At 69.1% G+C, this 13,327-nt stretch carries 12 protein-coding genes and 1 other RNA gene; all 13 read left to right on the top strand.

Annotation, left to right across the window (positions count from 1 at the left end):
* The first annotated feature begins 172 nt into the window (after positions 1-172).
* Positions 173-2,590, top strand: coding sequence for a phenylalanine--tRNA ligase subunit beta (gene pheT / locus N2652_11930; protein ID MCX7819895.1), 2,418 nt, complete (start codon positions 173-175; stop codon positions 2,588-2,590).
* A 307-nt stretch (positions 2,591-2,897) separates the two neighbouring features.
* Positions 2,898-3,075: non-coding RNA, 6S RNA (ssrS, locus tag N2652_11935), on the top strand.
* 21 nt (positions 3,076-3,096) lie between these two features.
* Positions 3,097-4,431: a replication-associated recombination protein A gene (locus N2652_11940; protein ID MCX7819896.1), complete on the top strand. Its 1,335-nt coding sequence runs from the start codon at positions 3,097-3,099 to the stop codon at positions 4,429-4,431.
* Between the two features lie 11 nt (positions 4,432-4,442).
* Positions 4,443-5,030, top strand: coding sequence for a 5-formyltetrahydrofolate cyclo-ligase (locus N2652_11945; GenBank protein ID MCX7819897.1), 588 nt, complete (start codon positions 4,443-4,445; stop codon positions 5,028-5,030).
* On the top strand, positions 4,976-6,595 hold the full coding sequence (rny, locus tag N2652_11950; protein ID MCX7819898.1) for a ribonuclease Y: 1,620 nt from the start codon (positions 4,976-4,978) through the stop codon (positions 6,593-6,595). Before N2652_11945 ends, rny begins: the two co-directional genes overlap by 55 nt.
* Before the next feature lie 21 nt (positions 6,596-6,616).
* Entirely contained in the window at positions 6,617-7,414 is a 798-nt protein-coding gene (locus tag N2652_11955) for a TIGR00282 family metallophosphoesterase (protein MCX7819899.1), read from the top strand.
* On the top strand, positions 7,392-8,738 hold the full coding sequence (gene xseA, locus N2652_11960; GenBank protein MCX7819900.1) for an exodeoxyribonuclease VII large subunit: 1,347 nt from the start codon (positions 7,392-7,394) through the stop codon (positions 8,736-8,738). Before N2652_11955 ends, xseA begins: the two co-directional genes overlap by 23 nt.
* A gap of 29 nt (positions 8,739-8,767) precedes the next feature.
* A complete protein-coding gene (gene xseB, locus N2652_11965) occupies positions 8,768-9,037 on the top strand; it encodes an exodeoxyribonuclease VII small subunit (protein MCX7819901.1) in 270 nt (89 codons plus the stop codon).
* 50 nt (positions 9,038-9,087) lie between these two features.
* The gene (locus N2652_11970) at positions 9,088-10,149 is read left to right on the top strand and encodes a trypsin-like peptidase domain-containing protein (GenBank protein ID MCX7819902.1); all 1,062 of its coding nucleotides are present in this window, start codon (positions 9,088-9,090) and stop codon (positions 10,147-10,149) included.
* Positions 10,133-10,894, top strand: a complete 762-nt coding sequence (locus N2652_11975) for a TlyA family RNA methyltransferase (protein MCX7819903.1) — start codon at positions 10,133-10,135, stop codon at positions 10,892-10,894. The genes N2652_11970 and N2652_11975 overlap by 17 nt, the downstream gene beginning before the upstream one ends.
* Positions 10,891-11,751, top strand: a complete 861-nt coding sequence (locus N2652_11980) for an NAD(+)/NADH kinase (protein ID MCX7819904.1) — start codon at positions 10,891-10,893, stop codon at positions 11,749-11,751. Before N2652_11975 ends, N2652_11980 begins: the two co-directional genes overlap by 4 nt.
* A gap of 137 nt (positions 11,752-11,888) precedes the next feature.
* On the top strand, positions 11,889-13,022 hold the full coding sequence (locus N2652_11985; protein ID MCX7819905.1) for a Re/Si-specific NAD(P)(+) transhydrogenase subunit alpha: 1,134 nt from the start codon (positions 11,889-11,891) through the stop codon (positions 13,020-13,022).
* Between the two features lie 12 nt (positions 13,023-13,034).
* A complete protein-coding gene (locus N2652_11990; protein ID MCX7819906.1) occupies positions 13,035-13,325 on the top strand; it encodes an NAD(P) transhydrogenase subunit alpha in 291 nt (96 codons plus the stop codon).
* The last annotated feature ends 2 nt before the right edge of the window (positions 13,326-13,327 follow it).

Genomic DNA, 13,327 nt, shown 5'->3' on the forward strand with positions numbered 1-13,327 from the left:
GGGGGCCCGTACACGGCGCGTGCGCGAAACATACCCTCGCGGTCGGCCCCAGGATCGTGCGGCCAATCCGAGCCGCCGGTCCCGCACGGCGCGCCCTACCGGCGCTTCGCTTGACAGCCCCCCGGCAGCGCGGCAGTGTCCCGGCCGGTCACTACGACCGTGGAGCCCCGACATGCGCGTGCCGCTGGAGTGGTTGAGAGAACTGGTGGAGTTTGAGGACTCTCCCGAGGGTCTGGCCGAACGTCTGACGTTCAGCGGCATCGAAGTCGAGGGGATCGAGCGGGTCGGCGCGGATCTTTCGGGCGTGATCGTCGCCGAGGTGAGGTCCGTCGAGCAGCATCCCCATGCGGACCGTCTGACCGTGTGTCGCGTGTGGGACGGCACCTCGGAGCGGACAGTCGTCTGCGGGGCACCCAACGTGCGTCCCGGCGGGCGGTACGCGCTTGCCACGCCAGGCGCCAAGCTGCCCAACGGTCTGACGCTCCGCGTCGCGAAGATCCGGGGGGTCGAATCGCACGGCATGCTGTGCGCGGAGGACGAACTCGGATTGTCCGCGGACCATACCGGTCTGTTGGAGCTTCCGCCGGACAGCGCACCCGGTAAGCCGCTGGTGGAGATTCTCGGCGGACCGGACGTGGTGCTCGACCTCGAAATCACGCCAAACCGACCGGACTGTCTGAGTCTGCTCGGCGTGGCGCGGGAGGTGGCGGCGCTGTACCGGCGCCCGCTGCGGGTGCCGACCGTCGAGTTTTCCGAGGCCGACGAGGCGCAAATCGGCGAAGCATTCAGAGTGGAGGTGCGCGCGCCGGACCTCTGTCCCCGCTACACCGCGCGCTGGATCCGCGGCCTGACGATCGGCCCCTCGCCCCGATGGATGCAGACCCGCCTCTCCCGTGCCGGCATCCGGCCGATCAACAACGTGGTCGACATCACCAACTACGTGCTGCTGGAGCTGGGACAGCCACTGCACGCGTTTGATGCGGCGCAGATTCAGGGGCGACTGATCCAGGTCCGCCGCGCCATGCGGGGGGAAACACTGCGCACGCTGGACGCCCAGACGCGCGAGCTGGACGAATCGATGCTCGTGATCGCGGACGCGGCCGGTCCGGTCGCGCTCGCGGGGGTGATGGGCGGTGACCGCAGCGCGATCGCGGCAGAGACCCGCGAGATACTGCTGGAGAGCGCGTCCTTTTCGCCGCCGTCCATCCGGACGACCTCGCGGCGGCTGGGTCTGACGACGGAATCCTCCTACCGGTTTGCCCGCGGTGTGGACCCGGAGCTTGCCGACGTGGCCAGCCGTCGCGCCTGTGCGCTGCTGGTGCGGCTGGCCGGCGGCCGCGTTGCCCGCGGCGCGGTGGACCACTACCCCCAGCCGGTTCAGCCTCGCCGTATCGAACTGCGGATGAAACGTCTGCGCGGTCTGCTCGGCATCTCGGCGGCGCCGGAGACGGTCGCGGAAACGCTGAGCGCGCTGGGACTCGAAGTGCAGGTCGAAAGGGACGAGCGCCTGGTCGCGCAAATCCCGAGCTTCCGCAGCGACCTGCGGATCGAGGCGGATCTGGTTGAAGAATTTGCCCGGCTGCACGGGCTGGAGCACATCCCTGCCGCCATGCCCTCCGCGCGAGTGGTGCCCGAGGCGGACGACCGGCCCGCGCGTGCCACTTCGGAGGTGCGCGAGGTGTTTCGCGCACTCGGCCTGTTCGAGGTGATGAACTACAGCCTCACCGCCGAGCGCCTGCTCGATCGGTTCGGTCTGGACGATCCATCGATCCGGGTGCGTCTGCCAAATCCGATCAGCATCGATCAGGCGGTACTGCGAACGTCGCTGCTGCCGCAGATGGTGGAAACGCTCGGCCGCAACCGTACCCGCCAAGTGCCCGACGCGGCGCTGGTGGAATTTGGACGAGTCTTTGCGCGGCGCTCAGACGGTACCGTTGCGGAGGAGGACCGGCTGGCGGTGGGGCTGATGGGCTCCGCAGGGCGAGGGCCGCTGGCGCGTCGTCCGCCGCCAGGGGAACTCGAAACGTTCCGATGGCTGAAAGGCATTCTGGAAGCGGCGGCTGCCGCGCTCCGAGCCCCCCCGCCGGCGTTCTCGCCGGCTCCGGCCGAGGCATTTGAGGCGGGTCTCGGCTTCGAAGTCCGGTTCGGGCCGGCTGCGGAGGCGGTCGGACGTGCCGGCATTGTGCGCCGATCGCTCACCACGGATTGGAAGATTTACGAGCCTGTCGCGGTTGCAGAACTGAAGCTGCAATCGTTGACGGTGGGGCTGACCTCGATTCCCTTGCCGGTCCCGCCCCCGCAGTTCCCGTGCACGGTGCGGGATCTCGCACTCCTTGTGCCGCGCGAAGTCCGTCACGAGCAGGTGCTCGACGTGATGCGTCGCGCGGCACCGCCACTGCTCGAACGCATCGAACTCTTTGATGTGTTTGAGGGCGCCGCGCTGCCGCCAGGCACCAAGAGCATGGCCTATTCCTTGACCTGGCGCGCGACCGATCGTACGATCACCGATGACGAGGTGCAGCGCGCGCACATGGCGGTCGCTGAGGCGGTGGTGCGCGAGCTGGGCGCGCGGATCCGCGCCAGCTGCTGAGGGCGCCCCGTCGGACGCTGTGAACAGGGCGGAGTACGAGGTCCATGGTTTCCGCGGCATGGATTGAACAGCTGCTCCGGTGGGCCCTCGGGTGGGCCGAGCCGGAGCGGGGCCTTCCGCAAAGCCTGCCGTTGGGGATGGGAACGCTGCCGTCTCATTCTCGTGCGGCTGGTGGCGAAGGCCGGCCCGACGCGGAACGGGCATTTGGAGTTGAACTGAGCCGACCACCCGGCAGATGGGTGGCGGCTGGGCCTCACGGGGCCGTTGTTCTTTGCCATCGTTGAACGGGGAAATTCCCCGAGAGCTCTGTACCCTGCCTTGTTCGCGAACGGGTCTCGCGCTCTGACCCAGTACTAAACTGTAAGGGAGCCGAGTTCGGCCGGCGCCCTCCGCCCCTCGTCGGGCACGAGGAACCCGGCCGACGACGCACCCACCTCGATGATCGAGGTTCAGAGACACGACCCCTACGGCACGGCGGGGTACTTTGCTTTTGGTGTGACATGCGCATGACGGACTTATTCGAGACCGCAAACGCCGAGAGGGGAGCGGCCGCCCGTCCCCTCGCCACCCGGCTGAGGCCGCGCACGCTCGACGACGTGGTCGGCCAGGAGCACATCCTCGGCCCGGGCCGGCTGTTGCGCCGCGCGATCGAGGCCGACCGTCTCGGCAGCGTGATCCTCTACGGCCCGCCCGGCTGTGGCAAAACATCGCTCGCCGAGGTGATCGCGAATGTCACCCGGCGCCGTTTCGAACGGGGCAGCGGGGTGCTCTCCACGGTGCCGCAGCTCCGCGAGCTGCTCGACACCGCGCGCCGTCGCGCCCGCCATGGCGAACGCACAATCCTCTTCCTGGACGAAATCCACCGGTTCAACAAAGCGCAGCAGGACGTGTTGCTGCCGTATGTGGAGGACGGCAGCATCACGCTGATCGGTGCGACCACCCACAACCCGTTCTTCTTCATCAACGGACCCCTGGTCTCCCGCTCGCAGATTTTTGAGCTGCATGCGCTGACGCCGGAAGCGATCACCATGCTGTTGCGGCGCGCGTTGACTCATCCCGACGGCCTCGCCGCGACCGGTGCGATCGTGGACGACGACGCGATCGAGCACCTCGCCCGTACCTGCGAGGGGGACGCGCGCCGTGCGTTGAATGCGCTCGAGATCGCGGTGCTCACCACTCCTCCCGGCCCCGACGGCCGGATCCGGGTGACCCGCGCAATCGCGGAGGACTCGATCCAGAAAAAAGCGGTGGTGTACGACGCCGACGAGGACGGCCACTACGACACCATCTCCGCGTTCATCAAAAGCGTACGCGGCTCCGATCCGCACGCGGCGGTGTACTGGCTGGCGAAGATGCTCTATGCGGGCGAGGATCCGCGCTTTATCGCACGCCGGTTGGTGATCCTCGCCGCCGAAGATATCGGCAATGCGGACCCTCATGGCCTGGTGCTCGCCGCCGCGGCCGCGCAGGCGTGTGAGCTGGTCGGAATGCCCGAAGCCCGGATCGTGCTCGCGCAGGCAACGACCTACCTGGCCACCGCACCGAAGAGCAACGCGGCCTATCTCGCGGTCGAAGAGGCACTCGACGACGTCAAACACGGAATCGTCCTGCCCGTGCCGCCCCATCTGCGCGATGCGCACTACCGCGGCGCCGCCCAGCTCGGTCACACGGGCTATCAGTACGCCCACGACGGCCCCGATCACTTCGTTGACCAGGAATACATACCGACTGACAAGGTGTACTACCGACCCACCGACCAGGGCTACGAGGCGACGATCCGCCGCCGGCTTGAGTCGTGGGAGGCCCGGAGGAGCCGGCCACGAACGCCACCGCCATCCTGAGCTGCAAGCGCGTGCTGCGAGAGCTCGCGCGAACGCGGGCGCCGCTGCCGCCGGATGTGCGCCAGCGGGCGGCCGGTGCGATCGCACGACGCCTGCAGCGCCTGCCCGTGCTCCGTGAAGCGCGCACGATCGGGGCGTTCCTGGCGCTTCATGACGAACCCCCGGTGCTCGACGCGCTGCGCCGCCGCTCGCCCGACCGCACATGGGCGGTGCCCGCGTGGGATCCGGTCCGGCGCCGATACCGCTTTGCGCGCTGTCCGGAACGGGACGGCCGCTGGACGCGCGGTCCGGACGGCGTGCCACAGCCCGATCCGCCCCGCTGGATCTCAGCCGACCGGCTTGATGTGGTGTTGGTGCCGGGTCTGGCGTTTGATACCGACGGGCGCCGGCTCGGCCGCGGCGGCGGCCACTACGACCGTCTGCTGGCGCGCTGCCGCTGCCCGGCAATCGGTGTGGCGTACGATGCGGCGATCGTTTCCCGCGTTCCTGTGCACACCCACGACCGCGCAGTCGAATGGCTCGTCACCGAGCGGCGCCTGCTGCGATGCCCGGGCGCGCAGGAGCGCCGCTCGCGCCGTCGGAGCACTGGCTGCCGATGAGCTGGGCACAGTTCACCTCCTGGCTTGTGCCGCTGTTCGTCGTGCTGCTTGGCATGCTCGCCGGCTATGTGCTGCACGCGCTGCTGCTGCGCGCACAGCTCGCACGGGAGGTGCGCGATGCCCGGCAAGAGGTCGAAAAGGCCCGCCGGGAGGCCGACCTGCTGCTGCGCGACGCCCAGCTGCGCGCGCGGGAGGAGGTGGTCCGTGCGCTGGAGGCCTTTGAGCGCGAGCACGCGGATCGCCGCCGGCATCTGACCATCGCGGAAGAGCGACTCGCCGCGCAACAGACCGACCTGGACCGCCGCGCCCGCATGCTCGAACAGCGCGCGGAGCTGCTCGACCGGCGCGAGGCTGCGCTCGAAGAACGCGCCCGCCAGCTGGAGGCTGAGCGGTTGCGGCTCGCAGAGCTGCGCGCAGAGGGCGACCGCCGACTCGCAGACATCGCGCGAATGTCGCGCGAGGAAGCACGTCAAAACCTGCTGCTCTCGCTCGAGCGCGAGCTCGAGGCCGAGCGCGCCGAGACGATCCGCCGGCATCTCGAACTCACCGGTCGCACCATCGAAGCGCGCGCCCGTGACCTGCTCACCCAGGCGATCGAGCGCTACGCGGCCGACCAGGTCAGTCAGATCACCACCACAACCATCACCCTTCCCGACGAGGAGATGAAGGGCCGCATCATCGGCCGCGAGGGCCGCAACATCCGCTCGCTCGAAATGGAGACCGGCTGCACGTTCATCATCGACGAGGCGCCGCGCACGATCGTGATCTCCACGTTCGATCCGGTGCGCCGCGAGACCGCCCGGCGCATCGTCGAAGAACTCGTCGCGGACGGTCGCATCCATCCCGCCCGCATCGAGGAGGTCGCCGCGAAGGTCCGTGCGGAGGTCGCCGAGATGATCCGTCGCGCCGGCGAGGCCGCCTTGGAGGAGCTGCAGATCACCGGCGTGCACCCCGATCTCATCCCATTGCTCGGCACGCTGCACTTTCGGACCAGCTACTCCCAGAACGTGCTCCGTCACTCGGTCGAAATGGCGCACCTGATGGGAATGCTCGCGGCTGAGCTCGGCCTCGATGCGGCGCTCGCGCGGCGCGTCGGTTTGTTCCACGACATCGGCAAGGCGCTGAGCCACAAGGTGGAGGGACCCCACGCCACCATCGGCGCGGAGCTGCTGCGCGCCCACGGCGAACCAACCGAAGTTTGGGAGGCGGTCGCCGCCCATCACCACGACGCGCCGACCACCCGCACCTACGCGGCGCTCGCGGCCGCCGCCGACGCGATCACCGCCGCCCGCCCCGGCGCCCGGGCCGAGGCCACCGACGCGTTTCTGCGACGCATGGCCCGACTCGAGGAAATCGCCGGCAGTCTGGCCGGTGTGCGCCAGTGTTACGCGGTCTATGCCGGCCGCGAGATCCGGGTGTTCGTCCACCCCGACCAGATCAGCGACGACGGCGCGCTGATTCTGGCTCGCGACGTCGCCCGCCGCATTCGCTCGGAGGTGCCTGTGGTCGGCCAGTTGAAAATCACCGTGATCCGCGAAACCCGCTGTGTCGAATATGTCCACTGACCTGCCGCCGGAACCGTGCCGATGCGCATCCTGATGATTGGTGACATCGTCGGCGCGCCAGGCCGGCGCGCGGTCCGAGAACTGCTGCCGCGTCTGCGCGAGGCGTGGCGACCCGATGCAGTCATCGCGAATGCCGAAAACGCCGCGGGTGGGCAGGGTCTGACGCCCCCTCTCGCGGAAGAGCTCCTTCGTGCCGGTCTCGACGCGATCACCCTCGGTGACCACGTCTGGGACCAGAAAGCTCTCGAGCCATGGCTCGATCGCGAGCCGCGCGTCGTCCGCCCCGCAAATCTCCCCCCCGCCTGCCCCGGCCGCGGACTCACGACACTCTCGACCCCGGCCGGCCCGCTGACCATCATCAGCCTGCTCGGCCGAGTGTTCATGACGCCGATTGCGGACTGTCCCTTCCGCGTCGCCGATCAGCTGCTCCGCAGCCTGCCGCCCAACGCCGGGCCGGTGCTGGTCGATATCCACGCGGAAGCCACCTCGGAGAAGGCCGCGCTCGGCTGGCATCTCGACGGCCGCGTCGCGCTCGTCGCCGGCACCCACACTCACGTGCAGACCGCCGACGAACGCTTGCTGCCCGGCGGCACCGCGTTCATATCCGATCTCGGCATGACCGGCCCCGCCGACTCGATCATCGGGCGGGACATCGCCTCGGTTCTCGAGAAGTTCCTCACCGGCATGCCTCGCCGCTTCAAGATCGCCCGCGGCCGAACCCGGCTGGACGGCGTTGTGGTGGAGATCGCCCCCACCGGCCGGGCCGAGCAGATCCGTCGCGTTCAGGAGTGGTTGGATGTGCCCGCCGAACCCGAATGACGAGGCCGCCGCCCCGCAGTTCGAGCGACCGCCCGACGCCGAGGCCGCCCTTCCCCGCGTGTACCGCGTCGCTGAGCTTGCCGCGTTGATCACGCGCGCGATCGGAGAGCGCTTCCCTGAGCCGGTGCTCGTCGAAGGCGAGATCTCCAATTTGCGGCGGCAGCCCTCCGGTCACCTGTATTTTTCGCTGAACGATCCTTCCGGCCTCGCGAAGATTGACGCGGTCTGGTTCGCTCGCCGACAGACTCCAATCGCCGCCCGCCTCGCCGATGGCCAGCAGGTGAGGGTGCGCGGCGATGTGGGCACCTACGAACCGTCCAGCCGCTATCAGATCCGCGTTCACGAAGTGACGCCTGCCGGCCGCGGTGCCCTGTGGGAGGCGTTCGAACGGCTGAAAGAGCGCCTCGCGGCGGAGGGGCTGTTCGCCGCCGAGCGCAAGCGGCCGCTGCCGCGGCTGCCCCGCGCGATCGGTGTCGTCACCTCCCCCGCGGGAGCGGCGCTGCGCGACATTCTGAATGTGATCGGTCGGCGCTTTCCAAACATGCGGATCGTGGTCAGTCCCTGCCGTGTGCAGGGCGAGGGCGCAGCGGCCGAGATCGCCTCGGCAATTGACCGGATCGGCCAGTGGCCGGGAGTGGAGGTCGTGATCGTCGCACGAGGGGGCGGCAGCATGGAGGACCTGTGGGCATTCAACGAGGAACCGGTTGTGCGCGCGATCGCGCGTTGCCCCGTGCCGGTCATCACCGGTATCGGCCATGAGACCGACTTCACGCTGGCCGACTTCGCCGCGGACCTGCGCGCCCCCACCCCCTCGGCCGCCGCGGAGCGCGCGGTGGAGCCCCGCAAAGATCTCGCTGACCGCATCGCCCAGCTCAGTCACCGCCTGCGTCGCGCCGCCGCCCACTCCCTCGTCAGCGGCCGCACCCAGCTGCGCGAACTCCAGAGCACCTATGCGATCGCAGCCCGGCGCCGCATCGCGCGACTCCGCCAGCAGCTCGACGAGACACACGCCCGGCTTCGGCAGTCGCTGGGCGGGCGCGCCGCACGCCTGCGCGCTGCCCTCGCGGCGATACCGGTCACCCGCCTCGAGCGGGCGCTGCGCCGCGTGATCGAACAGCGGCGCGAGCACTGCCGCCATCTCGACGCCCGCCGTCGCTCGCTCGACCCTGCGGCGGTGCTGCGCCGCGGCTACTCCATCACCCGCCATGCGGACGGCCGCCTCGTCACCGCCGACGACTTGCCTGCTCCCGGTGACCGGCTGCGCACGCAGACCGCCGTCGCTGAGATTGACTCCGACGTGCAGAAGGTGAGGATGAACCGCTGAGGAGGGCGCTCGGCGCCCGGGAGCCAACGATGCCGTCAAACCAACCGATCGAGGATCTTCCCTTCGAGGACGCGCTGGCGCGGCTGGAAGCGATCGTCACGCGCATGGAGTCCGGCCAGACCCGCCTCGACGACATGATGCGCGACTTCGAGGAGGGCGCGGAGCTGGTCCGGTACTGCAACCGCCGGCTCGACGAAATCGAGCGCCGGCTCGAGATTCTGCTGCAGCGCAACGGCCAGGATGTTGCGGAGCCGTTCGCGCCGGAGGAGGGCGCCGGCGAGCCGCCCGCGGCCGGTTGAACGCACGCCCCCGCTCCGCGGTCGAAGAACACAATGGGGGAGAGAAGACAATGAGGCGGTGGCTCCAGCTTGTGGTGATGGTGGGCGCGCTGGCAGCGCGCACGTGGGCGGCAGGGCCCGGCCTGGCGAAACAGCTCAGCCGCGAGATCGCCGACACCGTCGCGAAGGTGATGCCGTCGGTCGTGGTGGTCCGCACCGAGGCGACCCGCTATCTGCGCGCCTACGATCTGTTCTTTGGCCGGCGGCTGATGATTCCGCAGATCCTCTCGGGGCAGGGGTCCGGGATGATCATTGACCGCGAAGGACATGTGCTGACCAGCCGACATGTCGTCGCGGGGGCAGAGGACATCACCGTGGTGCTCAATGACCAGACGGAGCTCAACGCGAAGATTGTCGGCATGGACGCCACCACCGATCTCGCGCTGCTGAAGGTGGAGCCGCCGCCGGGCCGCGGGCTGACGCCGATCGAGTTTGGCGATTCCGACGCGCTGCGCGTGGGGGAGATCGTGATCGCGATCGGTTCGCCCTTCAGCCTCGCCGGCAGCGTGACGATGGGCGTCGTCAGTCAGAAAGGGCGAACGGTGGGAGTGTTGCCGTTCGAGGACTTCATTCAGACCGACGCGCCGATCAATCCCGGCAACAGCGGGGGCCCCCTGGTCGATCTCGACGGCCGCATGGTGGGCGTGAACGCGGTGATCCAGACCAGCGGCGCCTCGCAAGGCAACATTGGAATCGGGTTCGCGGTGCCGGTGAACCTTGCGCGACGGGTCGCGGAGTCGCTGCGCCGGACCGGGCGCTTCGAGCGGCCCTGGCTCGGCATCGCATGGGACGAGATCGAGACGCCGCCGGAGCCCGGCCAGCCGCGGGGGCTTCGGGTGGCAGCGGTCTTTCGCAACACGCCCGCCGCGCGCGCCGGGCTGCGCCCGGGCGACGTGATCCTGCGCATCGCGGGTCAGCCCGTTGCCTCCTCCCACGACCTGCTGCGCGCGCTGTTGAGCCAGCCGGTCGGCACACCGCTGGAGCTGGAAGTGCGGCGCGGCCGCCACACGCTGCGGGTGGCGGTGACCACCGCCCGGATGCCGGACCAGCTCACCGATGACGACCTCGAATGAGGGCGACGCCGCTCGCCGGCCCCGCCTCGACCTCGAACTGGTGCGCCGGGGCCTCGCCGAAAGTCGCGCGCTCGCGCAGAGGTTGATTCTGGCGGGGCGCGTGCGCGTAGACGGCCAGATCGAGCGGCGGGCTGCGCGCGCGGTTTTTCCGCAGACCCCTATCGAACTGGTGGAACCGCCACGTTTCGTCAGCCGCGGCGGAGAGAAGCTGGACGCCGCATTCGACGCGTTCGGGCTCGACGTCCGCGACCGCGTAGCGCTCGACATCGGCGCCTCGACCGGCGGTTTTACCGATTGCCTGCTGCGGCGCGGCGCGCGGCGCGTTTACGCGGTGGACGTCGGCCGCGGTCAGTTGCACTGGTCGCTGCGGCGGGACCCGCGCGTGGTGCCGATGGAGGGCGTGAACGCTCGCCATTTGACGCCGGCGGATGTGCCGGAGCGTGCCGGTTTCGCGGCGGTGGACGTCTCGTTCATTTCCCTGCGACTGGTGCTGCCGTCTCTGCCACCGCTGCTGGAGCCGGGCTCGTACATCGTCACGCTGATCAAGCCCCAGTTCGAGGCCGGCCGCCGTGACGTGGGCCGGGGCGGCGTCGTCCGCGACGAACAGATCCGCATGCGCGTCGTGGACGAGCTGCGCGAGTTCGGTGTACACTCGCTCGGCCTCGAATGGATCGGCGTCGTGCGCTCCCCGTTGCGGGGGCCGGCCGGCAATGTGGAGTTTCTGGCCGCCTGGAAACGACCGTGAACCGCATCGGCATCACCGCGAACACCGGCAAACCGGCGGTGGACAGTGCGATCGCGACGGTCACACGATTTGCCCGCGCAGCCGGCTGGACGCTGATCGCGTGCGACGAAACCGCAGAGCTCTGTGCGGAGATCCGGCGCGTCTGTGCGGATCGCTTCGCCGACGGCCTCGACGCGATGATCGCGATGGGCGGGGACGGCACAATGTTGCGCGCCGCGCGGCAGCTGTGCGGCCGAGACGTGCCGCTGCTGGGGGTGAACCTGGGCAGCCTGGGGTTTCTCGCCAGCGTCCCGCTGGATCGTCTCGACGAGGCGCTGCGTCGGCTCGCGGAAGGATCGTGCGTGGTCTCCCGCCGCAGTCAGCTGTCCGCGACAGTGGTTCGGGAGGGCGTTGAAGCGGGCACCTACTGCGCACTGAACGACGTGGTGCTCGGCTGGGGTGACACCTCGCGCATTGTCACACTGGAGCTCCGGATGAACGGCCGCACGGTGGGCGTCTTCACCTGCGACGGCCTGATCGTGTCCACTCCCACCGGCAGCACCGGGCACTCGCTTTCCGCCGGCGGTCCGATTCTCCATCCCGAGGCGGCGGTGTTCGTCGTCAATCCCATCTGCCCGCACACCCTGAGCCACCGGCCCATGGTCGTTCCGGACACGCAGCACATTGAGGTCGTCTCACGGCGATCCAGCAAGGAGCTGATCGTTGCGGTTGACGGCCAGGATCACCACCGAATCGCGGAGGGTGACCGGGTCGAGATCCGCAAGGCCCCCCACACACTCCGCTTTCTGCACCTGCCGGGCGACGATTACTTCGACCTTCTGCGCCAGAAGCTGCACTGGCGCGGCTCCGCCGTCTGAGCTCGCGACGGCGTGGCCAGCCCGTGCCGTTGCGGGCGCGGCCCAGTTGACTTTGCGGGATCGGTTCGTAGAGTGATGCGTTCCTTTTTGCGCCGCGCGGAGGTCGTGCGGCGGTCGTCGGGTCTGGGGGCGACAGCATGAAGGTGTTCTGTCCACGGGAAACGCGTCCCGGCGAGACGCGGGTGCCCGTCACGCCGGCCTCGGCGGAACGGCTGGTTCGGCTCGGTGTGGAGGTCGCCGTGGAAGCGGGCCTGGGTGCAACGATCGGTGCGGCCGACGCCGACTACACCGCGCGGGGCGTGCAGATCCTCTCCCGGGAGGAGGGGCTGGCCACCGCCGACTGGGTCTTCCGGCTCCGCCCGCCGCCACCGGAAGAAGCCGCTGCCGCAAGACCCGACTCGTTCCACATCGGCTTTCTCGAACCGTTCACGAACCGGCCTCTGATCGAGGCCTTCGCGAGATCCGGTGCGACCGCGCTTTCGGTGGAGCTGATTCCCCGCACAACGATCGCGCAGAAAATGGATGCGCTCAGCTCCCAGGCGAATCTCGCCGGCTACGTTGCGGTGATTCTCGCCGCGGAGCGCCTGCCGAAGATTCTACCGATGATGATGACGCCGGCCGGTACGATCGCGCCGGCGCGCGTGCTGGTGATCGGCGCGGGCGTCGCGGGACTGCAGGCGATCGCGACCGCGCGGCGGCTCGGGGCACGCGTCGAAGCCTACGACACCCGACCGGTCGTGAAAGAGCAGGTGCAGTCACTCGGCGCGAAGTTTGTGGACATTGATGTCGGCGAGACCGGGCAGACAAAAGACGGCTACGCGAAGCAGCTCACCGAAGAACAGCTGGCGCGCCAGCGGGCGGCGCTCGCACGGCACTGCGCGGAGGCGGACGTGGTGATCACCACCGCGCAGGTGTTTGGACGCCGCGCGCCACGGATCATCACCGCGGAGATGCTCAACGGCATGCGGCCAGGCAGCGTGGTGGTGGATCTGGCGGTGGAGACCGGCGGCAACGTCGAAGGGGTCGAACCGGACCGCGAAATCGACCGCAACGGCGTTCGCATTCTCGGACTGTCGAATCTGCCGGGACGTGTGCCGGTCGCCGCCAGTCAAATGTACGCGGCAAACCTCGCAAACTTCCTCGAGCATTTCTGGGACCGAAACGCGAAGACATTCCGATGGTCGGACGAGGACGAGATCCTGAAGGGCATGACGGTGACGCGGGGCGGCCGCGTGGTGCATGCGGCGGTTCGCGAGTCGCTCGGGCTGTAGCGGAGGTGTGCGATGTTGGGCCTGCTGTTTTTCGTGTTTGTGCTGGCCGTGTTCCTCGGCCTTGAGCTGATCTCAAAGGTGCCGTCGCAGCTGCACACGCCGTTGATGAGCGGTTCGAACGCGATTTCCGGAATCACGATCGTGGGCGCGCTGGTCGCGGCGGGGCAGCCGCAGGGGGGGCCGCTGGTGACGGTGCTGGGCACGATCGCGGTGGCAGCCGCGATGATCAACGTCGTCGGCGGTTATCTGGTGACGGACCGGATGCTCGCGATGTTCAAGCACAAGGAGGGAGGCGGAAAGTAACC

Source organism: Kiritimatiellia bacterium (genome assembly GCA_026417735.1).
GTDB lineage: Bacteria > Verrucomicrobiota > Kiritimatiellia > PWTM01 > PWTM01 > CAACVY01.